This window comes from Thermofilum uzonense, from assembly GCF_000993805.1.
Lineage (GTDB): Archaea > Thermoproteota > Thermoprotei > Thermofilales > Thermofilaceae > Thermofilum > Thermofilum uzonense.
The window spans coordinates 294,360-320,617 of the sequence record NZ_CP009961.1 but is presented as its reverse complement, the minus strand read 5'-3'; the positions used below and the strand labels follow the sequence as shown (position 1 = coordinate 320,617).

Genomic DNA, 26,258 nt, shown 5'->3' with positions numbered 1-26,258 from the left:
TTGGGACAACGTGGGAACGAGAAGGTAATAATAGTTGAAAATCTCACTTATGCATACCCGACGAGCAAGGACTTTGTGCTCAAAAAGGTGAACTTCGAGGTTCATAGAGGGGAGGTGCTAGCTATTCTCGGCCCAAACGGGTCAGGGAAGTCCACTTTATGCAAGTCGTTGAATGGCCTCGTGCCTCACTTTTATGGAGGGAGATATGGAGGCAAAGTGATCATAGATGGCCAGGAGGTTTTAAACACAAGTGTCTCGCAGCTGGCGACAAAGGTAGGGCTTGTATTTCAAGACCCTGAAGATCAGATTTCAGGGCTGGCTCTGACCGTCTGGGAGGAGGTCGCCTTTGGCCTCATGATGCTAGGAAAGCCTAAGGAGGAGATCAGACAGAGAGTTGAAGAAGCAATCAGGTATGTCGGCTTAGAAGGCCTAGAGAAAAGATCGCCGTTTGAGCTCTCGGGCGGACAAATGCAGAGGCTAGCTATAGCTACAGTGCTCGCACTACGACCAGAAGTGATAGTCATGGACGAGCCCACAGCTCAGCTCGATCCCATCGGGAAGTTCGAGGTTCTTTCCGTCATTGAGAAGTTAGCTAATGAGGGCTCCACTATTGTCATAGCGGAGCACGAAATCGAGGAGGTCGCGTATTTCGCTGATAAAGCACTCGTTCTCTTTAACGGAGAAGTAATTGCTTATGGACCGGTCAGAGAAGTACTAAGGAAAGTCGATGAGTTGAAGTCAATTGGAATTGATCCTCCTAGCGTTACCGAGCTTGCCCATGCGATAAAGAAGGAGCTTGGCTTGGAAGCTGAATACCCAATTACATTGGAAGAAGCTGTTAAAATATACAGTGAACTCCTGGGTGTTAGCTGATGAGCATCATAATTGAGACAAAAGATCTATGGTTCAGGTATCCTGGAATAGACACCTGGGCTCTTAAGGGCATAAACCTCACTATTAACACCGGTGAATTGATCGCGATTATAGGGCAAAACGGTGGAGGAAAGTCGACATTAGCAAAGAATCTTAACGGTCTTTTGAAGCCCACCAAAGGAGTTGTACTCGTTGAGGGGCTTGATACTAAAACCACGCCTTCGCACGAGATCGTCAAGCGGGTAGGATACGTTTTCCAGAACCCATCTCACCAGATATTTGAGAGCAATGTCTTTCAAGAAGTGGCTTACGGCCCTAGAAATCTAGGCCTTTCAGAGGAGGAGGTCAAGGATCGAGTACGCTGGGCACTTAGCCTTGTGGGACTTGAGGGTTATGAGGATCATAACCCATACGACCTGGATTATGGAAAGATGAAGCTCCTCACAGTGGCATCTGTTCTTTCGATGAAGCCTAAAGTGTTAGTCCTAGATGAGCCCACAACGGGGCAAGACCACGCGGGAAGGCATCTTCTAGCGAGCCTCGTCAAAAAGCTTAACAGGGAAGGCTTTACAATCGCCATAATCACCCATGACATGCGATTTGTAGCTGAAGTGGCACCACGAACTGTCCTTATAGCTGACGGGCAGAAAATTCTCGATGGTCCCACGCGGGAAGTCCTCTATACCGTAGATGTCCTTAAAAAAGCAGCTATTAAGCCGCCCCAGATAGTGCAACTCTCCCTTGCTCTCCGCGAGCACGGGTTCTCCTTCTCATCCCTAACGCTTCAAGAAATGCTCGATGAAATGCGGAAGCTCATAAAGAACCCATGATAATTAATTATGAATAGGAATAGTAGACAGTCACGTTAAATAAATACCTTTTAAGCTTTCAATTTCGTGTCTAGACAGAGCTTACTGTTCGTGGCGTTAAAATTCGTCGAAAGGGACATACTCTTCAAGAAACTAATAGCTACACTCACAATCCTAGCGATAGCAAGCGGTGTAGCAACATTCATTTCTCTTAGGATTCTAAGCGTAGGGAGCCGCACAGCAGCTCAAAGCATAGTGGAGCAAGTTCTACCTGGAGAAGTTGTGGTCTATGGCCAGGGTTTATACGATGTCTCAGAAGATGTCTTAAACGAGATAAAGAGGATTCCAGGCGTAAAGGATGTAACGCCTGCAATCCTAGTCACAGGCTATATTGGTAGAAACGCTGTCTTCGTGTTAGGGGTGAGGCCCGAGGATATTAAAAATGTTGTTTCAAAGGTTGTTAACGGCTCCGTCTTCAATACACTCGCTGGTCCTTACGCGATTGCCGACGTCGGACTTGCAAAAAAACTAGACTTAAAAGTCGGTGATAAGGTTACAGTTAAACCACCCTATGGAAGCTTCTTTAGACAGTACGAGATTATAGGAATAGCAGAAGTCACGATGAAGATAGAGGAGATAGGTGCAGCCGGCGGCTATATAATCCTCCCTCTGCGCGAAGCCCAAACCCTCCTTGGGAGACCGGGTTATGTGAGCATGGCCGTTGTAAAAGTAGAGGAGGGGGTTGACCCAGTAGCCGTGAAGAACCTCATATCCGTGATATACCCTGGCTCCCGCGTTATGATGCGGGAAGAAGTTATCGGCGTAGTTTTTAAAGTTATGTCACTTATAGAGGGACTATTATTATCAACAACCCTAGTCGGTCTAGCCGTAGCCGTTTTCGGAACCACGAGCACCATCACCTCCACTGTGCGGGAACATCAACGAGAGATAGCAATTATGAGAACACAAGGTGCTAGTAGGCGCAGCGTGGCAACGATATTCATAATGGAGGCACTCATATATGGTGTGACGGGGGGCCTTCTAGGGCTTGTATTCGGAGTTCTTGGTGCACAAGTCGGTATAGGCATTGTAGCTTCATACGGTTTCCTTAACCCTCCCCTGATCCTTGAGCCTCTAACTCTCCTTCTAGGAGTAACTCTCGCAACTCTTCTTAGCGTCGTTTCATCTTTGTACCCAATATGGCGCGCCACGTCTATTAGACCTGTAGAGGTGTTGAAGAGTGAGTGAGTACGCATTAGAGCTGAGAGATATAAGGAAAGTCTACAAGACAGCTACAGAGGAGATAGAGGTTCTTAAAGGGATTACCCTAAAAATAAGAGAAGGAGAATTAGCCACAATCATGGGGCCCTCCGGGAGCGGTAAAAGCACCCTTCTCTCGATCGCTGGAGGTTTGGACAAGCCAACCAGCGGACGCGTCATAGTGGGGGGCGTGGATATAACCGACATGAACGAGGAGGAACTAACTAGAGTTAGAGCTCGCAAGATAGGCTTTGTCTTCCAGTCCTTCAACCTTATTCGAAACTACACCGCTCTAGAGAACGTCATGCTCCCCCTACTCTTCACAGGGATATTCAACGTTAAGGAGGCTAAGGAGATAGCCATACGTGCATTGGAGGTTGTAGGTTTGAAAAACCACGCAAACAAATTTCCAAACCAGCTTAGCGGCGGACAACAGCAACGCGTAGCAATAGCCCGGGCATTAGCACCGAACCCAGACATAATACTCATGGACGAACCAACCGGTAGCCTTGACGTTGACACAGCCGCCAGAGTGTTATCCCTTGTGAAGTGGCTTAATGATGCTTTTGGTCAGACAATAATCATCGTAACACACAACCCTGAAATAGCTGAGCTGTCCACACGAACCTACTATATAAGGGCAGGCGCTATATACGAGGAGCCCCCCAAGCGTACCTTAACTGAGATAGTAAAAGAGATTAAATCCTCAGGGAGTTCGGGTGACATTAAGAAGATCCAGTTAGAGATGCTGAAATTAAAACTAGAAGCCCTTGAGAGAGCTTTAAAAGAGGACCGCATCGACCCTACACTTATAGAGGCTGAGGTTAACTCGCTCGAACATCGTATAAATAGGCTGGAGAAGGCTCTATAGGAATAAATGTTTCGTTAAAAGTCGTAAATTTTGCTAATTTAAAAGGATAAATTTATATATGTGTTATACAAGAAGGTTTCAGATCATTCATGATGCTTCGTGGTGTGTTGACTTTACTGTTAATTTTACTTTCAATAACATCCGTGGTGTATTCAGGCTACGCTAGTCCAGTCAACGTAAGGAAGACTATAATACGCGAGTTGGATGTACTCCCAGGATGTAGTGAGAATACAACAGTCACTGTTAGCTTGGTATTCGACTCGGGCTTTAACGGGAGCCTAGCAGACTATATCGCTTTTTCTGGTGATCAAGCTGTATCTGCCACGGTTCAGCCATCACAGATCGTGCAGGCTGGCTCTCTAATAGGGCTTGTGTGGAATAAAATAGAGGTTCAACCTGGCGACTCTTTAAAATACAGTATCAGTGGCAAGAATCTCTTCCACGTAAAGGTTATACTCGAAGCCGATGGGAAAACGCTTCAACCTGATTGTAGCAAGGGATACTGTTACGCTACAGCTCTAAGGTCTCATTTAATAAACTACACTATAGTCGTGGAGGCGATCGACGATCTTGTAAAAAAACAACAACTACCCATCTCAATATCGTGGAGCGTGGATCCGTTATACCTTTACCCTGTTAAGTACAGTGATAGTCCTCAGAGCCTGCGCGAGAGCGGAACTGAGGTAGCCTTCCAATGGACTTCGTTTATGAATGAAAGTTATAGGCTTAGTGTAGTTTTTGAAATTAGAGGTGAAAATCCCTGGGGAGAAGTCTTACTACCTGCCCCTACGGTGACAATTAGCTTAGATCCAAGGCTGCAATCCTCACTTATCGAAAGATACAGAGCCTTCACTCTGAAGCTACTCCAGGAAAACCTGGGAAATGTGACAAGTTTCAAGGAAAATGTGACGAGACTTAGAGACTTGTTGTACAATTTAAGCACAGGTTTCGAGGAAGAGGCAAACATGCTTGATAAGGCTGCTGTCCAAGTAGATGAAGCCAGTAAAGCCATGAGCAATGCAGCAGCTCAAATTTCAAATGGCATGGAACAGTTAAGCAAAGCAAAACTCTCTCTTAAACTTGGACTCGAAAATGCATCTGCAGCCGTGGATAAAGCTAGGGTGAATCTTGAGAAGATCCGTTCAAACGTATCGAACATAGACTTGAAGTTAGTGGAGATTATAACGTACTTGAACCTAACCGGCACCAATCTTACAACAAAAGATATACATTTATTATTAGACCAGGCTGAAAAGAATCTTACCTTATTCCAATCAGAGCTGGTAAAAGTGAAGTCGATGATAGAACAATATTCTTCGATTGAAGCCCAGCTCACACAGGCTGTGGAAAACATGAGGCTAGCCTCATTGAAGTTGACACTTATGGCTAGCACGCTAAGAGAAGCCTCAGGTAGACTTCGGGAGCTGGCAAAGGGTTTAAGGCAGGCGGCAGAGCTTATAGATTCTAGTCTTTTAAAGGTGACACAACTTTTAGACAGTCCAGCCTACCCTGAGAGTTTCAAACAGTATAATTCAACTATATTTGCCCAGAAGACTCTGTCTAGGACACCTGGCCTTGAGGTGAATACTGAACTTATGGGAGATGTAGTTTATGTATCACTCCCCATAGTAAAGATAAAAAGAAGCGAACCGCAAATCTCGGGTGTCTCTCTTGAAACTCCTGCTAGAAAGATCCACGCTTACTGGCCCCTCGCACTTAGCGTTATAGCTGCTGGTGTCTATATTGTTATGTTTCGCCGGAGATCATGGACAAGTGAGAAAACATCAACTGCTGATCTAGCTAACAGGATTGGGATTCTCAAGGCGAAGCTTCAATCAATAGAGGTAAGAAGCCATGGGTGAAACAATGAGACTAAAAAACGTTATGATTAGAGGTGTGGATGCTGCGGCATACGATGAAATGTCAACGCTTGCGAAAAAAATGGGCGTCAGCGTAGGAGCACTAGCTTCCCAAGCCTTCAAGGTGTTACTCGCCCTGGCTGATGCTGGTCCACAACTGGCTGGAATACAGTTAAGCACTACTGATATAATAAAAGAGATCATACCTGCAAAAGTCCTTAAACATAAACCCGTCTTTGTTAGACATGTTGGGAGGCTCGTGTTATCAAGAGAAGACCTTGAAAGAGCGCCCGGTCCCCTATTTCTCGTAGGAATAGAGGAGTTAGTCTTCGATGCCAGTGTTGATACCAGGCTCTTCGAGGAAAAAGTCCTAAGAATAGTCGACTGTGGGAGAGTAGTAATTCACAGGGGTTTAGACAAGCTCAGCGTATTAGCCAGGTCACTCTTTATAAAGGAGCTTGTTGAAAAAATCTGAGAATCTAAAAGAGGGTTACAACCACGTTAAGAGATCCTCGAGTTTCTTACGTGGTCTGGGGGCGGGGGACTCAGCTGGAAAACCTGCTGCCAGGATGGCGAGAAGCACTTCATCCTCGGGTATACCCAGGATTTCAGCATACTGGGGCCATCTTAAGGTGTTTATCCACACCGCTCCTAGCCCTAGAGAAGTAAGAGCAAGCCATAGGTATGTGGTGAAGATCGACCCGTCTATCATGAACGTTAAAGGAGATTCCTCAGGCATTACGACGACGCCTATTCCTAGCGGTGCTCTTGATAAAGGTCTGGCTCCTGGAGCAACCCTTGAGAGCTTGTCCAGAAGGTCTCGGCTTCGTATTATTAAAACCCTCCAGGGCTGTGTGTTTCTAGCACTTGGCGCATGCCTAGCAATATCTATAGCCTTCACAATTAGTTCTTCCGGAACATCCTTCTCCTGAAAGTTCCGGATGCTCCTTCGGGTCAGCAAGAGCTCGAATAACATGTATATATCCTTGCCCCTTATTCCGGCCTTAAGTGCTATATTTGTTTGTTTTTATAAATAACGTTGATTTCATTGAAAACCGTTTTAATCCATAAAACCTTCGATGCGACATATCGACTGGTGACCAGGCTTGAGAGTAAAAGACCTGGATACGCTAAAGACTACGAGTGTAATAGCCATAATAACGCTGATACTGCTATACCCCTTAGCTGCCACCACCGCGCAACCCGTACAGTCTGACAAAATCAATAAGCTCATAGAGATACTTAGCAAGGAAGTCGACAGGCTTCAATCATTCGTTAAAAATAAGGTGACCAATACAACAAAGCAGGAGGAGCTGCTCAAGCAGTTGGATGAAGTTAAAGCCCTGATCAACAATGCTTCAAGCCTCGCAAGCTCTGGAAACTATAACGAGAGTACGAAGGTATTGCGAGAGGTAAGGGTTGAACTCATCGACATTGCCAGGAAAATAGTGCCTGAAGTTTTCGCAGAACGTAAACACCTTGTAAATAAGAGTATAGAGGCGGAAATCAGGGCGCTGAGAAACCAGATAAATGCTATGGAGAATGTAGCCTCACGTTTCCAGCAAAAAGGAGTTGATACTCACAATCTAACCCAGCTTTTATCGGATGCAAAAAACCTCCTAAACCAAGCAGAAGAGAAGCTTAAGTTGAACGATACTTCTGCAGCTCTTCAGCTCGTCAAGCAAGCTTGGAGTGAGGTAAAGGAGGCTGAGAGATCTGTCTTTACCCTAGCACACCAGCTTAGGTTGAAGAACATTTCCGAAGACGCCACACGGTTAGAGAGAATTTTTAACAACACATATAATAGGCTTAAAGGGATAAGCCCTCAAGCAGCGTCTGAATTTCAAAAATGGGCTAGTGATAGTATTCAAAGATTAAAGTCACTGATTGCTAACGGCAGATATGGAGAGGCATTAGGATTAATGAGATCCTTAACGTACCAGTATCACGAGCGCGAAATTTTCATGTGGCATTATGCAAGGGAGGAGGGTTTAGTACAAATGGCGAAGCAACTTGCAATTGTCATCAGGCCGTGCAACGCCACTCTAGCTGAGAAGCTTACCGCTACCGCAAATCAATTAAGCAACGCTTTAAGCAGCAAGGACGCATCTAAGGCTTCAGCGGCTTCAAGTGAGCTGAGGGAATTAATTATACAGGCAAGGTTCGCTTGTCGTGCTAAGCCTAGACATAAACCTTAAACTAAAATATTTTTTCCTTAAATTTTTCTTCTCTTTCTTGTGACTGGATTCTATAGACTCGGCTAGAAAAGCTAATTGTGTGCTAAGTTTATTGTCCTGGGGTGCCAGGCTATATCCGCAGATTGAGAATGGATGCTGCTATATCTCCAAATAGCGGGAATTTGTACCATTCACCCTGATAGGCCTTAATGATCCCTATAATCCAGAGAATTAATAAGAGAAGTTCTATGAAGCATGATAAAACAAAGCCGCCACGGATAAACAAGACTATCCTGGAGAGTACTATCAACGAGGTGAAGGTTACTGTAGACTGTGCTGCGTGAAACCTTACGTATAAGCTTTTCTCCTCTAAGAGGAAAATTATCAGACCTGAAAAGAAAAAGAGAAGGTATGACAGGGCAGCCTCCGTTCTCTCCTCGAGACCCAGACTTGTCTGGGACATTATTGTCTTCAAGTTGTCTTAATATTTAAACCTTGGTGGGAAACGGTTGATCAATGTGAGGTCAGCTTGTAGCGGTCTCGTCAGCTTTCGGCAGCGCTTTGTCCCTTCTTCATCCCTCGATACCCTTATTCCATTACAGAGTCTTATTTTTTGCCGCGAGAGACTCCTGAAGCTAGCTCGTGACAGCATTAATAAAGACCATTGGTATCTTTGACTCCGTCAAGGGTATTTATCGCTTACAAGAATAGATAATAGCGTTAAAGAGTGAAAGGATAGATAACCTTTTTAGATGGCTTTTAGGATTCTTGCCATATGAGAAGAATTCTGGTACCCCTTCTCTTAATACTAATTATCGGATTGGGACTTATCTCATCCGCCAGTCCATACAACCAGTTAAAAATCATAGGCTCTGCCTGGATACTTGCTCCCGCCGTGACTCAGACCGAGACGGGCTATGCTGGATCCGCTACCAACATCAGTGTGTTTATAACTGAGGGTTGGGGCGACGTATACGTCTCTACCTACTCTCTTACACAAGAGGATTTCCAGGGAGCAGCCACGGCAGCTACACGCGTCATTAGTAATGTGCTAGGCGTCGACTTCAACAAATATAACTTCTACTTCAAGGTTCAAAGCGATGCAGTTATTGTTGGAGGCCCGAGCGCAGGAGTAGCAATGGCCGTCGTAGTATACTCGGCTCTTACGGGCAAACCCATCAATAGGAGTATCGCTGTTACCGGTATGATATCTCCTGATGGTACTGTGGGGCCTGTGGGAGGTGTTTATGAGAAAGCTCAAGCCATGGCCTCCAGTGGTGTGAAGGTATTTCTGGTTCCGCCTGGAGAGAGCGTTGTTACCACATACAAGGTTGTAGTGCACAAAGTTGGGCCCTTCCAGGTGTACTCTACCCAGCCTGTTAGGATTAACTTGACTGATTATGCACTGAAAAACTGGAACCTTCGAGTCGTTGAGGTATCAACGATAGAGGATGCGCTGCACTACTTCTTCAACTATAATATAACTCCCAATAGCATTACGATACCCTATGTAAGCAGCTCTGCAAGATCCAAAATAGACATGATATGGCAAGCCCTCGAACAGACAGCTTCTCTCGAACTATACAACGCTAAGGCATATGTTAATCAGTCGACTCTAACATCCTTCACCAAAAGCGCCCTCGTGAACTATCTAAATACATATGCTCAACCCTACATTCAGACAGCCCGACAAAATCCTCATGACATCGGAACAATACCCCTTCTGACATCCAGCATAGCTATATCTAGGTGGATAAAGCTCCTCGTAGACTACTCGTTAAACAAGAATATTGATACACAGGTAAGCTCAACCCGTGAAAATATCTCTAAGCTAATCTTGACAATACAGAACACCTACCCAAGAAACTTCCAAGAGCTAAACTACCTCGTAATAGCAGGGGATCTTGCCATTAGAGCATCGAGACTCTTCAACGATTCTGCTAAACTTTGGAGCCAAGATCCCCAAACAGCTCTCCAGAACCTGGCCTACGCCACCGCACTTGTCGATGAGGCAAAACACTGGATAAACGGGTTGCCGGTGGGCGCCACCCTTGACGCGAGGCAGTCGGCTAGCACATACCTCTCAATAGCGAGATCTACCTGGCCATACGTTTACGCAGTCCTTTCCCAGACAGGATACTCCTCCACAAGTCTCGACCTTTCCAGTACCTACTACTCCGCCTCTGTATCATTATACGGATCAGGATACTATGTGCTCGCCTCCATAGCGGCTGCAAGGAGCATAGCCCTCGCGGAGTCCTCGATGTTAGACTTCCAAGGCAGAGCTGTTGGTTCACCTGTCTACCTCGAAGTGTCATCAACAAGGGCACAAACTATACTCTCCTCAACAGCTGACCTAATTTCCGGAATATATTTCTACAACCAGAGCAGGTATGCCACCACCGACGCGGACAAGCTAGCGTACTTAAAGCTTGCTTCTGAGCTCGCAAGCCTAACCCTCGACCTAGCCAAAGGAGCAAAAATTACGGCTAGCCCACCAAAGCCAGTAGAGGAAAGACCTCAAACCTCGATACAACCAACACCCCAGACCCCTCCTCAAGGACAGGGAAGTCTTTGGGACAAGATAAGCTCCTGGCTCCACGACTTATACCTGAAAACAGTCCTCTATATAGATAACATCTACCGTTTCCTGAAGAAACTGATAGGAAGATAGGAGACTTCTTGTTATAGATTCAAAATAATAAGTATTTTTCCTCGAGTTATTTTCCCATACACTGATTTAGCTTTAGCTAGCTTAAAAAGCCTGGCTTACCTATTAAGGCCTTTTAAGTTATGGTTTAAAGCAGCGTGAAGGAATTGTTAATCGTTAATTTGTGTTACACTTTTTCCTGTCTTGAGATAAAATTAGAATCATAGCTATTCGAGGAGTTTTCTGTTGGGTATTGGCGACTAATATATATATCATTAACCATATATTGGATGCATATGAATAGGAAGCTGCTTCTTCCTGCTTGCTTACTTCTTATTTTGTACAGTTACCTAGGTTTGTCTCAACCGGTTACCGGCTACGAGAAGCTTATAATAGCTCCCGGTAACACCCTACAGGGTACTATTCTTCTTACTTCACAAATAGACACTATCTCTACCGTTAGCCTTTACGGTAGTGTTAAGGCGTTTACTATTTACAGCAAGCTAGAGGGCGTGCCACTCTACAACCTGACCGGCAACACCCTTACAGTCATGGTGGCTGCTGGGGATACCGTTAACATCACGTATTTTTCTCAACTCTCAGGGGATCCCCTTACTCTCTACGTCAAGGGTTGGAATCAGAGCCTGGAGTTGTATATACACGCTAACTACGTGATACTGGGAGTGGAGCCCATACCAGACTTAGTACTAAGGGAGGGAAACTTCACGGTTTTCAGGTATAATAGACTGGAAGAAGATCTCTCACTAAGTGCTATGGAGGTACCGGTCGCGGAGGAAAAAACAGGCACATATTTACAGGGAAAGACGTGGATACCTGTCCAACTTGTTTTCGCGGCAATCGCCATTATCCTTGTCCTAGTTGTAGTACTACTCCTTATTCTCAGAAGGGGGAGGAATAAAAAGAGTACCTTTTTAAGTGAGGAGGAAGAAGCTATCATCGACTTCCTAAGGAAAAACGGAGGAAAAGCTTACCTCAAGGATCTACGAGAATCGTTAGGAATACCCTCAACTACCCTCTTGAGGCGTGTAAGAAGACTTGAGGAAAAAGGGCTTGTGAAGACGCTTAGAGCCCCGGGAGGATTAATTGTTCAACTAACGTAGTGTTCACCTCTAAAAAGCGCATAAAAATAAAAATTTTAATAGTAATAACTATTAAGTTATAAATGAGAAAGCGTGTCGGAGCCAGATGTGGTTTATATTGGTGAAAAGCCTGTTAGCACCTACGTTTTGTATATACTTGAGCGGCTTAAAAAGGGTAGCCGGAAAATCCTTGTTAAAGCGCGAGGACACAATATCTCGAAGGCAGCCCATGTCACGGAAGCAGTCCACAGGATGAGCGGCGGTAAGACTAAATATGGAGATATAAGGCTTTACAGCGAAGAGGTTGGGGAGGAGAGCGAGGAAAAGTCTGTACCAGCCATAGAGATCGAGGTCATATCGCTTCTTTAGAGCCCTATTCTACACGGTGGGCTCTGCCAATATCATAGAATAGTTTTCCCCAGTTGTGGAGAGGTATTTTTGCTTTTAAGGTCTTCCAACCGATCCGTTCATCAAAGACCTCTTCGTCGGCTTCGGCCTCAACGACCTCTCCAATAAAGAAAGTGACATCGTTTGCTTTGATACTATGGCTAACTTTGCACTCAAGAATGCCAACAGCGTCTAAGAGCACAGGAGCACTCACCTTAGATCCCTTCTTGTATCCTAGTCTTGACGACTTGTCTTCGTTACGGCCGCTGCGGCTTCCAAAGTAATATATATCGTTTATTCTGGACAGAGGCAGAACGTTCACGGTGAACTCCCCATATTTAATTATGAGCTCGTGAGTATAGCTTGTAACATCTATAGCTACCCCTACAAGTGGCGGCTCCTCTGCTACGGGCGTAACCCAGCTAGCAGCCATGAAGTTTACCCTTTCTCCTACTAAACCACTCCCTATAATGTAAGCTGGGCGAGGGTGTAGGAGTAAATAGAACTTTCTAACTTCCCTCATTTTCCACTCAGTATTTCGTCATGGAAAAACTTAAATAATTTTGTAATGTTACATTACATATGCATAATGATACAATTAAGAGTATGTTCGATGAGATTGAAAGACATCGAGCCGAGATTATGGAGAAGCTATCAAACCTTGAAGCTAAAATAAGATCCTTCGAGGAGGAAGGTTTAAAGATTGGAAAAACATCAGAAATTGCAGGCCTTTTATCGGAGACTAGAAAACTCCGACTTGAGTTGAAAAGAATTAAGCTAGAGGCTAAAAGAGGATTCAAAGGATTTCTCACTAACGTAGAGTCCCTAAAGAACAACATACAGGATGATGTGCTCCTTGAGGAGCTTAAGGATTATATTGACGACGTCTTAGATGAAGTTGAAACTAGGATTGAAGACTTGGAAGACAGGGCCGATGATCTGGTTGAAAGACTCAGAGATGTCTTACGCGAGAGGAGGAAACAAGGAGGCTTAGCGATGGCTTCATTATCCTTTACCGAACCAGCCAAGTTGAATGTTTTGCGGGGTGATTTCAAGGTGATTGATGAGGCACTTAGGGAGGTGGACCGCATTATCCGCGAGGCTTTCTCAGGCTTATGGTCTCGGACACCCACCACGATAATTTCTTCTGTAAGACTCCCGCAGAGTGACCTTAACGTGATAGACCTTCTAGTCGAGGCAGGGATATTTAAGAGCAGGAACGAAGGAATAGCTTTCTTCGTTCACAAGGGTATCGAGTCTAGTAAGGAGTGGCTCGACAAGGTAAGGAGTAAAGTGGAGGAGATAAAGAGACTCCAGGAGGAAACTCGGAAAGAGCTCGAACGTCTCCTTGATGTGGAAGAGAAGCCTGATGCAAAAACGCAATAATTACTTAAATGACTTATATAACATCACTAAGATAGAGGCCTTGTATGTCTAGTGAGAGTGAAGAAAGCTCGTACGTGGTTGCAAGACTTCTTAACGGTCTAAAAGAGGTATACACTTTCAAAGAACTGGAAGAGTTTCTAGGTATACCGTCTCAGGTCCTGTGGAGATACACCAGCTATTCTCAATTTCCAGAGAGACATACCGCGAAAAAGATACTTGATGCGATTCGCGAAAAAAGACTGGTTGAGAAAGCCCTAAGAGAAGCTCTTCTAAGGCAGAATGAGGTTGTAGAGGAGTGGAGAATACTCTTCAATCCACGTATTCTCAACCTGGTTGGTTACGTTATTTGGAAATTCTACTCGAACCTTGAGGTTGACACGGTTTTGACTTATCCTGAGAGGAATGCCGGCCTGGCTGTAATGGCTGCTGATTGGCTACTTGCGGATGTCGCTGTGGCTTCTGAAAGAGCTTATGGTAATTGGGGGAAACTTTTGACGGCGTCGTATGTGTCAGGGGAGAGAGGAGAAATCGTTTACCTTCACATCCCAAAGGATAGTATCCCAAAGGATAGTAAGGTTCTTGTCGTCAAGAGCATCGTTAACGACTTTCAATCTCTGAATGCCCTCTCATCTCTTGTAGAACAGGCTAGGGCTCAGCTTGTTGGCGCAGTTGCAATAATTGCTTTATCAGATAAATGGATTGAAACCGTTTCACGTCTAAACTTAAAGAATATAAAAGTCCTTCTCACCTGGACCCGAGAAGGATTTTATGTAAACCTGTAGATTCTGGATAATAAGGTTCTCCACACTCTGCGAGAATTTATTCTGGGCGAGACCCCGGTAGCCATTTACCATTTACCAGGTACACGTAGCCCTTCGTGTACTTCTCGTATATGTCGAGAACCTTTTCACGGAGCTCTCTTATAGGTATAAAATCTGTTCGGGCGTTAATGTTGTCAAAATGTATCATTTCTACGTGCCATACGGGTTCCGCCTCAGAGAAGCTCCACAAGCCCCTCTGCGTTATCAAGTATTTGGAATGCTTTACAAGGGACTCTTCAAGCCTTATAAGTCCTTTCTCCAATCTTTCCGGTAGAGTCTCTATATGTTTTCTCTCATATCTAATAATCGTAGGGTCGAGTCCTTCAGCAAGCATCATGAGTAGCACCCCGTTGCATTTGAAACAGGTTCCACAAGGTTTGACTACTCCCCCTTCTATTCTCGTTGAGTGACAGCTTGTCTGGAGGACTCCTAGCTCTGGGTATCTGTTGAAGAGGATCCTGAGGACGATAATAGGCGTTATGGGGCGCAGGGGGGACCATTGCTTAATCCCGATGCCTCTCTTAGCCATGAAGCTGGTCATATAATCGTCGAAATCGAGTGATTGATCGTATGTAGCGTAGTAGTGTCGTATCCCGTTAAACTCATAGGTTAGCCCAGTAGGGTCGTCGAACTCGTTCCCCATAGTGACGTTCCCCACATTGTTCTTTACAGCAAGTGGTAGTACAGAGAAAATGAAGTGTGCATACCAGAACAAACGAACAGGATATATCTCTTTATTTTTCTTCCAATAATAGGGTACAACAATCCTCATATTCTTCTCGATAAACGCAAAGAGCCTGTCCACGTTAGTCCATACTTTTCTTGTCCTGGGATCCATAGAGGAGAGCCCCTTGTAGGCTGTGAGTGCCGTAAACCAGTGCCGGCCAGATTCGTTTACAAAATAAGGGTATGGTTCACATCCAACCTCCCGTAGGAGGCCATAAACCAGGAGACTTTCCTTTCCGCCTGAGGACATTACAGTGCACTTGTGCTCCTCTGGCCTGGAGTCAAGTCGTGTACCCGTAAATGTTTCCCTTACGTCAACATCCGCAATAGGCTTGGCATCTTCTGGTGACACGTCTCCTTTGGGTAAGTATTCCTCTTTTATTAGCCCTGTCTTGTTTATTATCCTATTGACAAATATATCCCGGGCGGTAATGTCCATCATGTCAAGGAAGTATTTGTAGTCTAACTCATGAAGTGGAGCTTTTATCTCTATGAGGGGTGTGAAGAGTCCATAATTGATAGCTGGAACAATCCCGGCAAGGACGGCGAGTTCCTCGAATCCCCTTATATTTACTTCCTCAGGATAAGATTGAATCAGTGTATACTCCTTTCTGACGCCGTTGAAATGCAGCTCGTATCTTATACTTGAGGATCTTTTCTTCACCTTCACGGGACCTACAACTATTTTGTCAAAACACTTCAAGTCTACCGTCACGTTTCACCCAACTGAGGATAATGTTTCATTATAAGGTCAACGATTCTTCCCACCCCGTCAACCAAGGGTATCAAAACAGGGATCTTATACTTCTCCTCTAGCTCGGAGGCTATTCTGCGTGCCTCATCGATCGAGAGGTTTTCCGTGTTAATGGTTAAAGCGAATATCTTCCTATCAGTGATGAGCTCCACAAGCTTAAAGTATTTTTCAAGTGGAGGCATAGGATACTCGGGATAGCCGTCCAGGGTCTTTCGACCAGGTGCGTGCTGCAGGATTATGACCTCCGGTTTTAGAAGGTTTAGTATCTCATAGCTACCGGGAAAGACGGGATGAAGGAGGGCTCCTTGTCCAGGCACAACGATTGCTTTGGGATTCTCCTCGATGTATGCACGCCATACAACGTCCTCGAGTACCCCCGGAATGAAGTCGTTGATCAATGAGTCTAGAACAAACACGTAGCGAGCACCCTGCATCCAGGCTGTCTGTCCTGTTCCAATGAAGACAGCCTTGACCCCCCTTCTGTTTAACTCGTCTGCAATTAGGTGTGCAACGGTTCGCTTGCCTATCGCTGAGTCGGTGCCGATGACGACTATTTTCAGTGCTTTGACCTCCCTTATTTTACCTGTGTAGAAAATTCTTGTGTTGTAGAAGATCTTCCTTACATCAATGAGTTCCACACCATATATCTTCGCCAGCAAACTTATTTCTTGGTCGTCGCTGAGAAACTCGTGAAGACCGTTGACTATGCTTAGACGCCTCTGAATAGCTTTTTTAATGATCTCACGATACAACGTTGGAAGTTTACCTCCGGGAGTTGCAACACCTATAATGAGGTATTTTGCATCGGGGTGTTCGCCTAACGCATCCTCTAGACTTGCATATATCTTGATTCCACGGGGTTTTCCGTCAAGAACCTCTCCGGCATCCCTTCCAGCTAAAGTACTATCAATAACTCCCACAATCTTAAATCTAAGGCTTTTCCTTACAAGACCGTGAGCAGTTTTGCCGTCTGTAGACGCGTAGAGTCCTTCCGACAGAATTATTGCTTTATCTTCCGCCATCTCCCCGTGATCACCGCAACTAGGGAACCGTCCACCTCTTCCTCTTTGATAAAGCTTTTTAGGGCTAGGAGAGAGGCAACAGAGGCCGGTAACACAGGAATCCTCTCCACAGCCTTAAGCATGAGAGACATCTCAAGCATTTCCTCATCACTGAAAGCGTAAACTCTTCCATTTGTATCATATATTGCTCGGAGAGCCTCCTCTGCGTTGAATGAGACATAGGAGACCAAGGGCTCGTTTATAGGGGTCTCTCTCACGTAGGAGGGGGAGAGCGGAATGGGCGTTGTAGACCCCTTGCTCCACGAAACAGCGATCTGGTTCCCTAGCGACGTTGTTCCGGCGATGAGCCTAGGTACACGTGTAGCTAAACCTTCTCGGTAAGCTCTCCTAAAACCTTCATATATGCCTACAAGTGTAGTACCGTTGCCTACAGGAACTCCCACGGCAAAAGGAGCATCACCCAAGTCTCTTATAATCTCCCAAGCTATGGAACTATAGGCCTCAAAACTCACCTGATCGGTGGAATTACCAGGATTAGCATCATACCATTCATTGGCCTTCGCAGCGCGAGAGCTAAGCATTACAGCTTCCTCGTAAGTTCCATCAACAAAAACGACACGAGCCCCATTCCTCTTTATTTCGTCAACCCTGCTATTCTCATAGGATCTGGGTACAAATATAACCGCACGGACCCCTGCGAGACGAGCAAAGTAGGATATCGCAGCGCCATAATTCCCGCAGGTACCGACGGTTATAGTGTCCCTTCCTAGCTGTATTGCACGTGCAACGTGTGCTCGAGCCGCTCTATCTTTATGGGTTCCAGTTGGATTGATTCCCTCATATTTTACGTAGATAAGGGAACTATCCAAGCTAAATAGCTTGTTTAGGGTGCGGAGGCGGTAGAAGGGTGTATGTAAGCCTAGAAGCTTGGAAACAAGATATTTACTCGATGAGTCGTCCTCCACCTTCACCTTTCACCGTCAACTGCTAAGATTACCCTACAGGTATCAATATTAGTCTACCTCTTGATGTTTAAGCATGATAAATTCCAAATAGGAAGATTTCTGATTTAAACGCTCCAGAGTTTAACTTAGAAATTCTGGGATTTTGTTTTCACTTTCATGGATCAGTTTTCCTGTAAAATTCTTTGAAACTTTTACAAATATCAAGGAAAGAAAAATATAAAAATGCAAGTTAATGCCTCCTAGTGTTTGGAACTTTCGTCAATGCCCTAGCAGTAGTTTTGGGCGCGTTGACGGGAATAACTTTCAAGAAAAAAGTCCCGGAGAGAATCGTGAACTCTCTACCCGAAGTCATAGGTCTTTTCACCTTATATCTTGGTATAAGCATGGCATTAAAGAGCCAGAGAACTCTTGCCCTTCTCTTCTCCTTAATCCTCGGGGAAGCAACTGGAACTTTCCTGAGGTTGCAGAATAGGCTCGAGATGTTAGGTGGGAGGTTCACTAGTGGCGACAGTAAGTTTATTGATGGTTTGATGACAGCATTCCTAACTTTCTGCGTGGGCCCAATGACTATAATAGGTTCTATACGCGATGGGATGGGGGACCCCTCTATTATACTTGCTAAGTCAATAATGGATGGAGTCGTTAGCGTAGCTCTAGCTGCATCACTGGGCGTTGGGGTATTATTCAGCGCAGTGCCGCTATTACTTATGCAGGGTTCCCTCGCACTACTCGGAAGCATCGCCGGCCAGGCATTACCTGAGATAGTGGTAAACGAGATTACGGCTACTGGTGGGGTGCTAATGATAGGAATAGGTGTGAATCTTATAGGTCTCAAGAGAATAAGGGTGGGTGACGGCCTCCCAGCACTGCTTTACGCGTCTGTCTTGCCACTCATAATACCCTTTTAAAGAATCTAGACAAATATCGCTCTATAACCGCTATGAATAATCCTTAATTTTTCACCGTAGATGCGATGAAATACACGGATACCGTTAAACCCGGTGCAATGCCCAGCATGTAACTCGCTCACGCCAAGGGCTTTTAGCTCCGAGGCTATTCTTTCGACCTCGCTGTCAGTCGCGCTGGCGGTATGCAATCCACCTATAATACTCAATTCTTCGACACCCGTCAACCTTTTAGCCTGCGCCGCGATGTTGGAAATGCCGGAGTGACTGCAGCCGGCCAAAACAACCGCTTTATTACCTAGCTTTATCGCTACTCCCGTATCGTCTAGCATCTGATCGGGAACAATTTCTCCCCCTTCCAGAGTAAGAAAGCCCTTGACCGCATAACTATTATCGTACACTCGCGGTATCTCCCCTAGAAACCATACGTTGGGTGCGAGTTCGAGAGGTTTTCGTGAAAGTACGAGCTCACCTCTCATCCTGAGTGCCTCAATGTCTTGTCTCGTGAAGCCCAGGTTGAACTTCTTGAAGCCTCCTCTATCAGCGTAGTTGGGTTTTTCAATATCTGGGTGAGCTATAACCGGTTTTGATCCAGTTGACTCCAGCAGCCTTACCAAGCCTCCCGTATGATCATAGTGTCTATGTGATAGAACGATAGCATCGAATTCACTGGGATTTAGAGAAAGTTTCTGCATGTTCTTTAAAAGGACCTCCCCGGACTGCCCAGTGTCAAATAGTATCTTATACATAGTCCCGTCTCGATATTCGATACTAGCCATGATGCTTAGCCCATGCTCTGCGAGTAAGTTGGTAAAGCCTGCATAGTCGTCTACAAGAACTAGTATCTTTACGCTAACTATATCACTTTTAGACACATGTTTTATGAAAGGCAGAACAAATAAAAAGATACCTAGCACGCTACAAAGCACGTTCAACAACAAATTTCTTTTTATTTTTAAGTTTTTAAACTTCAGGAGAAACTCATCGCTTACTGGTACAGAGTTAAAAATCTCTATTTAGCGATATTTTTCAGCCTGAATATCGGAAAAACTCTCTATATGAATAATTACAAATTATCATTTAAACATAAAATCTTAAAAAATAGTTATTAAGTAATTATATTGTTATGAAGCCTCAAAACAACTTAGACTCTCAACTTGCCGCCATTAAAAAGAAAATAGTGGAGGAGAGCAGCCTTATCCCAGAGTACATGCATGGATTTGCAGCGCTATACTGGGAGGAGGAAGATTTCACCTGCTTCCAAGCAAAGAGACTCTACGGAAAACGTGAAAAAGGTGAATTGAAGAGGGTGTTCTAATGAGTGAGGGTTTGGATAGAAGAAGCTTTTTAAAGCTCGCCGCTATTGCCGCGTCAGCCCTAGCCATACCCGTGGAAGCCCAACCCGTACCTTTGAAACCTTGGAAGAAAGAGTGGAGTCTAGGAGAAATTGGAGGTAAAACTGCTTTAACCAAGGCACGGATAACACCTGTTATATGCCCCTACTGCTCGATGGGATGTTCAATAGATTTCTACACTATCGGGGATGACATCGTCTGGACAGAGGGGTCAGCCGACTCATATATCAACTCGGGGGCCTTGTGCCCCAAGGGTAAAGCTGCCTTCGAGCTTGTGGATAACGACCTCCGTGTAAAGTACCCCATGATTAGGACTGGACCCAAGCCTCCACCCGAGGAGATACTCAACGCAAAGTCTTGGGACGAGCTTGTGGCTCTTGTTAAGAAGTACCCGCCCCAGTGGAGAGTGGTCAGCTGGGATGAAGCATTCAGATACATAGCTACCAAGACGGCCCAAATTTTAGAGGGCTGGAGAAAGTCTACAGGTGCTCCTAAGCAGCAAGATGGCTACTACTACGTGGGATCCAAGCTACCCATACAACTCATCGGTTCATCAATCATGGTGAACGAGGGTGGATATCTAACAGCTAAGCTTGCCCAGTTTATCGGAACCACTAACATAGACTCCCAGTACAGGAAATGCCATAGCTCGACAGTGAGCTCCCTAGCATTGACCTATGGGTGGGGAGCAGAGACAGCCACTATCGAGGATGTAACATGGGCAGATGTTGTCCTCTTCTTCTCAAGTCCAGCGGAGGCTCATCCTCTATCCTTCCTGCACTTCCTGGAGGGCAAGAAGAAGCGTGGAACTATTTTCATAACCTTTGACCCCAGGTACAGCAGGACAGCGATGGCTTCAGACATTTGGGTTCCCTTCAGGAGCGGCACCGATACGGCCGTATTCCTCTACATTCTCTACTATGCCTTTTACGAACGCAATCCACCAATCGATACATTGGATACATTCAAGGCGTTAAGGGCTCGCTGGAACATAACAGATGATGACCTCGCAGATTTCAAGGAGCTGCTTAAAGAGTACACTGCTGAGAATGTTTCAAGAATAACCGGAGTACCCGTTGACCTACTACGCACTGTTGCCCAGATATACGTGGAAAACTCTGGCGTCGTTACAAACCACAAGAAGCATGGTATTGTGCAGTGGGCTATGGGAATGACCCAGCACACAAACGCGACCGTGAACATTATAAGGTCAGCGGCGATTATGCAGCTACTCCTGGGTAACGTAGGATTCGTGGGTGGTGGAACACACCCGTTCAGGGGACATAGCAATGTTCAGGGAATAACGGATGTGCAAGGGGCAGGACTTGGCGCACTGCCAGGATACCATGCCTCACCCGCCTCCGCCGGCGTAGTACGCCTGTATCAAGACTGGAAGCTTCAGGGGATGCCCGATGCTTGGAACTGGCAGGTTCCCGAATGGGGCAAAAAGATATTCACAACCACAACCCCTGACAAAGGAAAAGCTGACCTTTTAAAAATCCTCCAGGTATTTACCTTCTACGGGTGGAGAAGATTCGAATTGATGTGGGGCTTCTTCTGTGGCACCGTTCCAGAAGACGACCCAGTAAATGGCACCGTGGTATGCGACTTCCCATTCGGCACAGGCTCCACTGAAATAACTTTTCCAAGGAGGGTGCTTAACGGCGAGATAAAGGTAGCTTTTATATTCGGGGAGAACCCGGCGGTCACTAACCCGAATGCCAAGGTGATCTGGGCCGCTCTAGCAAGCCTCGACTTGCTTGTTGTAAGCGACATATTCGAGACCGAGACAGCCTGGTTTGCAGATGTCCTACTCCCAGCAGCGTCGTTCGCTGAAGTCGAGGGTACTAGAACCAACGGTAATAGAGTTATACAGTGGACCTACGCTGCCGTTAGACCGCGAGGCATGGCTAGGCCCGATTACTGGATAGCTACAAAGCTCTACAAATATCTAAGGGAGTACGGTGCAATCAAGCTTCCAAGCGAAGTTTTCGGGTTAAAGTCCGAGAAGGTTAAGATAAAGAGGGGCGATAAAATCGTACTACTTTATGAGCGGCCCCTGAGACCCGACAAGAGCTGGGACTACTCGGGTGGCAAAGGAGCGGCTGAGCCAATTAGAGACATTGAATCCGAAGTTAATCCGAGAATCATCAACAAGGAAATCAACTTTGGAATGCTCATCTATCACGGCATGTACGACCCAGTACGGGACGTCTTCACGTCCATGCGCAGAGACAGGAAACTCAGGAAGCCGGGAGAAATAGACGGCTTGTTCTCATCCTCCTTCAATATATACAAGGACTGGGGCTGGGCCTGGCCTATGAACGTACGCATACTCTACGCTTACACGGACCTCGTGGACCAGTTAGGAAAAACCGACACAATTAGGGCGGCTGGGAAAGAGTGGACCGCATCGGGCGAGACCGGGGAGTGGATAGACGAGTTTACAGGCGAGTATGTCCCCGCGTTTATACCGGGTCATAACTACTGGATACCCAGAGCATTCAAGAGGCGCCTGAGCGGTATAGCAGACGTCTTCGGCGGCGTAGACATGATGACGTTCATACGGACAAATGAACTCGTGCCGTTAGGCAAGTTCGTCATCGAGGAGGGAGGCGAGGTCAAGACACTTACATTTGATGAATTCGTAGCGAAAACCGGAATGAAGTACCTGTGGGCTAACGATACCCTTTACTGGGACAGCGAGGTCACTGCGGCACCGAAAGCCACTCTCAAGAGACTCTTCTTCACAGGAGGCGGCTGGAGGGACTTTAAGCCAACATATGAAAAGATGAGAGCTACCCTGAAAGCCTATTATGATCAAACCAAGAATATGCGTGAAGCGGTCAACAAGACGATTCAAGACCTCAAGGGATGGTACGCCGGCTACTCCTTCACATGGCCGATACACACAGAGCCCGCAGAAAGCCCAGACGTAGAGATGGCCTTGATGTATCCTACTCTAGCTTTCCTCAACCCATATAACCTCCAAGTCCTGAACGAACAGCCGGACATAGTCAAAGGAAAACCAGTAGGCTTAGCATTGACTCCCGATGATCTCTCCAACCTTCCAGGAGAACTCGTCGTGATAACTACGAACAGGCTGACAGAACACTGGCATAGTGGTTCGATGACAAGACGTACACCTCTACTGGCAGAGCTCGACCCAGAGCCCTTCGTATATGTTCCAGAGAAACTTGCGTTAAAACTAGGAGTGAAATCGGGAGATTTGGTAGAGATACTGACAGCGAGAGGCTCTATTAAGATGAAGGCATTCGTTACCAAGGGAGAAGCGTATCTGACGGTTAACGGTAGGGAATTGCCTCAGATTAACGTGATTTGGGCTTTCAGCTTCCTGGGATACGTGACCGGACCCCAGGGGAACTTCATATCACCCGATGTGGGTGATGTGGTTACGACTATACAGGAGAGTAAGGCTTGGATTGGTAAGATCAGGAAGGCCGAGGTGATGTAAGAATGGTGGTACAAAATCTCCCGGGTATGAAGGAGGGATATGCGGTACTAGTAGACCTAGATAAGTGCATTGGCTGCCGCGCCTGTCAAGTTGCATGCAAGGACTGGAACGGTAGACCAGCAGAAATGACTAAGTTCAGCCCGACTTTCACTAATCCTCCAGACCTTACCGCAGACGATTGGAAAGTCGTCTTCTACTATGAGGACATGACCAAGAAGGCACTGCTACTCCCCTCAGGTGATAAAATCTTTGAACAGGTGGACATAGGCCCCCTGCCATTCCAGTGTATGCACTGCGCAGACCCGCCGTGCGCAAGGTCATGCCCTGTAGGAGCTATTAAGGTTACAGCTGAAGGCGCCGTAGTCATAAACAAAGACGAGTGTATTGGCTGCGGCTACTGTGCCACCGCGTGCCCGTTCAGGGTGCCTAAAAGAGGCTCCGACGGAAAATTCTACAAGTGCACGTTCTGTATCGACAGAATACAAAACGGTATGCTCCCAGCCTGTGTAGAGGCTTGCCCGACAGGAGTCTTCAAGTTCGGCAAAGCCTCAGAGATAATCTCCGCCGCCCAAGACATGCAAGCCAAAGGAAAACTCGTATACGGGCTAAACCTTGACAGCTATGTAGGCGGAGGGACACGATGGATTTACGCTAGCTCAGATAGGAGGAGCTTTGCAATCAAAAAGCATTTTGCTGACCGTGGCAAGCCGGTTGCAACTCAGCAGAGTAGAGAGATCCTCAAGCAGCTTATCGTTTATGGTGGTGCGCTGGGCGCGCTGCTTCTCGCAGGGCTTGAGTTGGTTGCTTGGAGAAAGAGCAGGGTAGAGGAGAAGACTCAGGTTAAAGAGGAGAGCAGGTGATAGGGAATGAAGAGGGTAAAAATTATTAGTAACAGTTACAGGATCGCGCATACACACAACCTTCACTTCATAGCTTTTCTATCTATAACGGGGATAACATTAATGGCCATCGAGTACTTCTCCTGGCTGGCATACATAGTAGGACTACCTTTTGCACCTTACATGAACACCGATCCAGTCACCGCGGGCGTGCAAGTCTTCAGGGTACTCCACAGGATCTTCGGAATAGCGTGGGGAGGCCTCATCATAATATATGGTTGTTACCTCTTCTGCAGCGGAAATCTGAGAGTCATTGACGCGTTGAAAAAGCCTATCGGGCAGCAGATACAGGAGGCTAAAGCACTAGCCGGGCTATACCTGTTCGGCAAACCACTACCAAGTGATGTCAAGGAAAGACTGGAAAGACATAACGTGTTCGTTGCCTACCTAGCTTTACTCCTTGCTATAGGATTCGCCTTACTAGCCCTCAGCGGCGTGGGCCTTATGCTGCGCTTCGCCCTTGGCCTTTCAGACCAGACCGCTGCACTTCTACTCTTCCTACACGATCTAGGCTTCGGCATAACAGTTCTATTCGTCCTACTCCACGTGTTCGCCTCGCTACATCCAGCTAACACGCCACTATTAGAAGCGATGTTCGGTGACGGCTACGCACCATTCGAGTGGCTTAAGGACCACATGCAAGCCTTTATCAAGCGGTATAATATAGCCCCTGAAGAATAAACAAAATCTTTTTCTTTACCTTTACCTTCTTTCCTGGTGAGTACACTTGTCCAAGGTTATCGAGTCTCTTATTAGAGCTGTGTGTGGAGAATCCGAGAATTGCAGGGAGACAATGCAAAGCATTTACAAATACATCATCCGGTTAGAGGAACTCATCATAAGCTCCCCAAAACCCGTATTAAACAGATTCGAGCCCCCTCTAATAAAAAACGTTGAGAATATTGAAGAGATAAAGAAGGCATTGCCTGAGGATGTGGCTAGTGATAAAGCCCTCTTGGACTATACGTTGAGCAGACTCCTCGTTAATGAATTTAGTCAAAAAATAGAAGCCGCGAACTTGAGCTGCCCAATATGTGGAAACTATCCTACCCTCCTTTTACTTGATAAAAAGCCTACGCTAAGCTTTGAGGTTGTGGAGGCCAGGAGCAGATGCATTTGTGGGTACGAGAGAGTCCACGAGAGATTCATGTGTCCGCGATGCGGCTCGAAGGGTAGAGAGGTTTTTGAGAGCTATGTGACACGGAGAGGAGAGGTAAAGGTGTTCAGGTGTAAAAAGTGCGGCCATATATTTGGAGAGGTTGATAGAGATGGCCTTAGCGATAAGGAAATTCAGGGTTTACACTTCGCTTTAAGGCTAGCATTTAGAGACTTAGAGAAGTCTGAAGGAGGGGTCGAGAACCCAGATTAGAGTTTTAACTGTGTCGATATTGATGTCTAGTGATGATTATGAAGATAGCTATCCCGGTTGTGAAATCTGGGGAGAAATATTTCCTTGTACCGCATTTCGGTAGAGCTCCAGCCTTCGCCATCGTGGACGTCGGCGACTCCCAATTTAAGGTTTTAGAGGTGTTTCAAAATGTTCATGAAGCGCATGAACACGGAAAGGTGAGTGGGCTTCTCCACGAGCTTCTAAGCAGAGAAGTTCAGGCAATTCTAACCATGGGCATAGGATATGGGGCTTTCTACAGACTTAAGGATCTCGGATTGAAAATATTCTATGTGAGGCCCTCTCCGGGCAAAGCGACGATTTCTCTTGAAGAAGCAGTAGAGAACTTTATTAGCGGGAAAGTTGAGGAGGCAGGAGAACCAAAAGAAGCTGACGATCATCATAATTAATGCTTCCTATTATATATTTGAAAGTAAAGTTGTTATTTAATGGCAAGTGTCTGAGTCTACTTTAGTTTTCGCAGAAACTAATCATCAGAAGTTTTCCTAAACTTTCTAAGCATAATCCTCAAGACGCTAATGTAAAAACCAAAGAATTCGGCTAAGTCTTAAATAAT

Annotated in this window: 26 protein-coding genes; 19 read left to right on the top strand and 7 right to left on the bottom strand. The window is 45.9% G+C overall.

The features are described from left to right. From MA03_RS01765 to MA03_RS01740, 6 genes are all read left to right on the top strand, one after another. The gene (locus MA03_RS01765) at positions 1-873 is read left to right on the top strand and encodes an energy-coupling factor ABC transporter ATP-binding protein (RefSeq protein ID WP_191118650.1); all 873 of its coding nucleotides are present in this window, start codon (positions 1-3) and stop codon (positions 871-873) included. Then, entirely contained in the window at positions 873-1,703 is an 831-nt protein-coding gene (locus MA03_RS01760) for an energy-coupling factor ABC transporter ATP-binding protein (protein WP_052883627.1), read from the top strand. The genes MA03_RS01765 and MA03_RS01760 overlap by 1 nt, the downstream gene beginning before the upstream one ends. A gap of 66 nt (positions 1,704-1,769) precedes the next feature. Further along, positions 1,770-2,930, top strand: a complete 1,161-nt coding sequence (locus tag MA03_RS01755; protein WP_052883626.1) for an ABC transporter permease — start codon at positions 1,770-1,772, stop codon at positions 2,928-2,930. Further along, positions 2,923-3,813, top strand: coding sequence for an ABC transporter ATP-binding protein (locus MA03_RS01750; protein ID WP_052883625.1), 891 nt, complete (start codon positions 2,923-2,925; stop codon positions 3,811-3,813). Before MA03_RS01755 ends, MA03_RS01750 begins: the two co-directional genes overlap by 8 nt. Before the next feature lie 89 nt (positions 3,814-3,902). Continuing rightward, on the top strand, positions 3,903-5,675 hold the full coding sequence (locus MA03_RS01745; protein WP_052883624.1) for a hypothetical protein: 1,773 nt from the start codon (positions 3,903-3,905) through the stop codon (positions 5,673-5,675). Positions 5,676-5,679: 4 nt separating this feature from the next. Beyond that, positions 5,680-6,147: a hypothetical protein gene (locus tag MA03_RS01740; protein ID WP_219731643.1), complete on the top strand. Its 468-nt coding sequence runs from the start codon at positions 5,680-5,682 to the stop codon at positions 6,145-6,147. 15 nt (positions 6,148-6,162) lie between these two features. On the opposite strand, the gene MA03_RS01735 is transcribed toward MA03_RS01740, so the two are convergent. Then, positions 6,163-6,648: a nitroreductase family protein gene (locus MA03_RS01735; protein WP_052883622.1), complete on the bottom strand. Its 486-nt coding sequence runs from the start codon at positions 6,646-6,648 to the stop codon at positions 6,163-6,165. Positions 6,649-6,778: 130 nt separating this feature from the next. Between MA03_RS01735 and MA03_RS01730 the strand changes: the two genes are divergently transcribed. Continuing rightward, a complete protein-coding gene (locus tag MA03_RS01730) occupies positions 6,779-7,870 on the top strand; it encodes a hypothetical protein (protein ID WP_052883621.1) in 1,092 nt (363 codons plus the stop codon). A gap of 109 nt (positions 7,871-7,979) precedes the next feature. On the opposite strand, the gene MA03_RS01725 is transcribed toward MA03_RS01730, so the two are convergent. Continuing rightward, complete coding sequence (locus MA03_RS01725) at positions 7,980-8,312, bottom strand: DUF4870 domain-containing protein (protein ID WP_052883620.1); 333 nt, start codon at positions 8,310-8,312, stop codon at positions 7,980-7,982. Positions 8,313-8,624: 312 nt separating this feature from the next. On the opposite strand from MA03_RS01725, the gene MA03_RS01720 reads away from it, so the two are divergent. The 3 genes from MA03_RS01720 to MA03_RS01710 all read left to right on the top strand — a co-directional run bounded on the left by MA03_RS01720 (position 8,625) and on the right by MA03_RS01710 (position 11,968). Beyond that, positions 8,625-10,523, top strand: a complete 1,899-nt coding sequence (locus tag MA03_RS01720; protein WP_052883619.1) for a S16 family serine protease — start codon at positions 8,625-8,627, stop codon at positions 10,521-10,523. A gap of 272 nt (positions 10,524-10,795) precedes the next feature. Then, positions 10,796-11,620: a helix-turn-helix transcriptional regulator gene (locus MA03_RS01715; protein WP_052883618.1), complete on the top strand. Its 825-nt coding sequence runs from the start codon at positions 10,796-10,798 to the stop codon at positions 11,618-11,620. A gap of 72 nt (positions 11,621-11,692) precedes the next feature. After that, entirely contained in the window at positions 11,693-11,968 is a 276-nt protein-coding gene (locus MA03_RS01710; protein WP_052883617.1) for an AlbA family DNA/RNA-binding protein, read from the top strand. Between the two features lie 4 nt (positions 11,969-11,972). On the opposite strand, the gene MA03_RS01705 is transcribed toward MA03_RS01710, so the two are convergent. Beyond that, the gene (locus MA03_RS01705) at positions 11,973-12,509 is read right to left on the bottom strand and encodes a flavin reductase family protein (protein WP_052883616.1); all 537 of its coding nucleotides are present in this window, start codon (positions 12,507-12,509) and stop codon (positions 11,973-11,975) included. A 59-nt stretch (positions 12,510-12,568) separates the two neighbouring features. Between MA03_RS01705 and MA03_RS01700 the strand changes: the two genes are divergently transcribed. Further along, a complete protein-coding gene (locus MA03_RS01700) occupies positions 12,569-13,372 on the top strand; it encodes a V-type ATP synthase subunit I domain-containing protein (RefSeq protein WP_052883615.1) in 804 nt (267 codons plus the stop codon). A gap of 44 nt (positions 13,373-13,416) precedes the next feature. Next, positions 13,417-14,154 (top strand): hypothetical protein, encoded by a 738-nt coding sequence (locus MA03_RS01695; protein WP_052883614.1) that lies wholly within the window; start codon positions 13,417-13,419, stop codon positions 14,152-14,154. A 37-nt stretch (positions 14,155-14,191) separates the two neighbouring features. On the opposite strand, the gene MA03_RS01690 is transcribed toward MA03_RS01695, so the two are convergent. The 3 genes from MA03_RS01690 to MA03_RS01680 are packed head-to-tail and all read right to left on the bottom strand — an operon-like array spanning position 14,192 to position 17,660. Then, the gene (locus MA03_RS01690; RefSeq protein WP_052883613.1) at positions 14,192-15,634 is read right to left on the bottom strand and encodes a hypothetical protein; all 1,443 of its coding nucleotides are present in this window, start codon (positions 15,632-15,634) and stop codon (positions 14,192-14,194) included. Then, complete coding sequence (locus tag MA03_RS01685; protein WP_052883612.1) at positions 15,631-16,695, bottom strand: DUF1611 domain-containing protein; 1,065 nt, start codon at positions 16,693-16,695, stop codon at positions 15,631-15,633. The genes MA03_RS01690 and MA03_RS01685 overlap by 4 nt, the downstream gene beginning before the upstream one ends. Beyond that, positions 16,674-17,660 carry a pyridoxal-phosphate dependent enzyme gene (locus MA03_RS01680; protein WP_052884859.1) on the bottom strand — a complete coding sequence of 329 codons (987 nt, stop codon included), beginning with the start codon at positions 17,658-17,660 and terminating at the stop codon, positions 16,674-16,676. Before MA03_RS01680 ends, MA03_RS01685 begins: the two co-directional genes overlap by 22 nt. A 242-nt stretch (positions 17,661-17,902) precedes the next feature. Between MA03_RS01680 and MA03_RS01675 the strand changes: the two genes are divergently transcribed. Further along, positions 17,903-18,568 (top strand): DUF554 domain-containing protein, encoded by a 666-nt coding sequence (locus MA03_RS01675; protein ID WP_052883611.1) that lies wholly within the window; start codon positions 17,903-17,905, stop codon positions 18,566-18,568. A 5-nt stretch (positions 18,569-18,573) separates the two neighbouring features. Here MA03_RS01675 and MA03_RS01670 read toward each other — a convergent pair whose 3' ends face one another. Beyond that, positions 18,574-19,440 (bottom strand): MBL fold metallo-hydrolase, encoded by an 867-nt coding sequence (locus MA03_RS01670; RefSeq protein WP_052884858.1) that lies wholly within the window; start codon positions 19,438-19,440, stop codon positions 18,574-18,576. Between the two features lie 251 nt (positions 19,441-19,691). On the opposite strand from MA03_RS01670, the gene MA03_RS01665 reads away from it, so the two are divergent. Genes MA03_RS01665 through MA03_RS01640 form a run of 6 tightly spaced genes read left to right on the top strand, consistent with a single transcriptional unit; the run spans position 19,692 to position 26,091 of the window. Then, positions 19,692-19,883, top strand: coding sequence for a hypothetical protein (locus MA03_RS01665; RefSeq protein ID WP_052883610.1), 192 nt, complete (start codon positions 19,692-19,694; stop codon positions 19,881-19,883). Then, on the top strand, positions 19,883-23,395 hold the full coding sequence (locus tag MA03_RS01660; protein ID WP_052883609.1) for a formate dehydrogenase subunit alpha: 3,513 nt from the start codon (positions 19,883-19,885) through the stop codon (positions 23,393-23,395). Before MA03_RS01665 ends, MA03_RS01660 begins: the two co-directional genes overlap by 1 nt. A gap of 2 nt (positions 23,396-23,397) precedes the next feature. Next, positions 23,398-24,255, top strand: coding sequence for a 4Fe-4S dicluster domain-containing protein (locus MA03_RS01655; protein WP_052883608.1), 858 nt, complete (start codon positions 23,398-23,400; stop codon positions 24,253-24,255). A 6-nt stretch (positions 24,256-24,261) separates the two neighbouring features. Next, positions 24,262-24,975 (top strand): cytochrome b/b6 domain-containing protein, encoded by a 714-nt coding sequence (locus tag MA03_RS01650; RefSeq protein WP_052883607.1) that lies wholly within the window; start codon positions 24,262-24,264, stop codon positions 24,973-24,975. Positions 24,976-25,021: 46 nt separating this feature from the next. Continuing rightward, a complete protein-coding gene (locus MA03_RS01645) occupies positions 25,022-25,663 on the top strand; it encodes a hypothetical protein (RefSeq protein WP_191118649.1) in 642 nt (213 codons plus the stop codon). A 38-nt stretch (positions 25,664-25,701) separates the two neighbouring features. Further along, positions 25,702-26,091, top strand: coding sequence for a NifB/NifX family molybdenum-iron cluster-binding protein (locus MA03_RS01640; protein ID WP_191118648.1), 390 nt, complete (start codon positions 25,702-25,704; stop codon positions 26,089-26,091). Positions 26,092-26,258: the final 167 nt, after the last annotated feature.

Coding starts and splice junctions, on each gene's coding strand:
- MA03_RS01760 (WP_052883627.1), top strand. CDS start 873: ATGAGCATCATAATTGAGACAAAAGATCTATGGTTCAGGTATCCTGGA.
- MA03_RS01745 (WP_052883624.1), top strand. CDS start 3,903: ATGATGCTTCGTGGTGTGTTGACTTTACTGTTAATTTTACTTTCAATA.
- MA03_RS01740 (WP_219731643.1), top strand. CDS start 5,680: ATGAGACTAAAAAACGTTATGATTAGAGGTGTGGATGCTGCGGCATAC.
- MA03_RS01735 (WP_052883622.1), bottom strand. CDS start 6,648: ATGTTATTCGAGCTCTTGCTGACCCGAAGGAGCATCCGGAACTTTCAG.
- MA03_RS01725 (WP_052883620.1), bottom strand. CDS start 8,312: ATGTCCCAGACAAGTCTGGGTCTCGAGGAGAGAACGGAGGCTGCCCTG.
- MA03_RS01720 (WP_052883619.1), top strand. CDS start 8,625: ATGAGAAGAATTCTGGTACCCCTTCTCTTAATACTAATTATCGGATTG.
- MA03_RS01715 (WP_052883618.1), top strand. CDS start 10,796: ATGAATAGGAAGCTGCTTCTTCCTGCTTGCTTACTTCTTATTTTGTAC.
- MA03_RS01705 (WP_052883616.1), bottom strand. CDS start 12,509: ATGAGGGAAGTTAGAAAGTTCTATTTACTCCTACACCCTCGCCCAGCT.
- MA03_RS01700 (WP_052883615.1), top strand. CDS start 12,569: ATGCATAATGATACAATTAAGAGTATGTTCGATGAGATTGAAAGACAT.
- MA03_RS01695 (WP_052883614.1), top strand. CDS start 13,417: ATGTCTAGTGAGAGTGAAGAAAGCTCGTACGTGGTTGCAAGACTTCTT.
- MA03_RS01685 (WP_052883612.1), bottom strand. CDS start 16,695: ATGGCGGAAGATAAAGCAATAATTCTGTCGGAAGGACTCTACGCGTCT.
- MA03_RS01665 (WP_052883610.1), top strand. CDS start 19,692: ATGAAGCCTCAAAACAACTTAGACTCTCAACTTGCCGCCATTAAAAAG.
- MA03_RS01660 (WP_052883609.1), top strand. CDS start 19,883: ATGAGTGAGGGTTTGGATAGAAGAAGCTTTTTAAAGCTCGCCGCTATT.
- MA03_RS01655 (WP_052883608.1), top strand. CDS start 23,398: ATGGTGGTACAAAATCTCCCGGGTATGAAGGAGGGATATGCGGTACTA.
- MA03_RS01650 (WP_052883607.1), top strand. CDS start 24,262: ATGAAGAGGGTAAAAATTATTAGTAACAGTTACAGGATCGCGCATACA.
- MA03_RS01640 (WP_191118648.1), top strand. CDS start 25,702: ATGAAGATAGCTATCCCGGTTGTGAAATCTGGGGAGAAATATTTCCTT.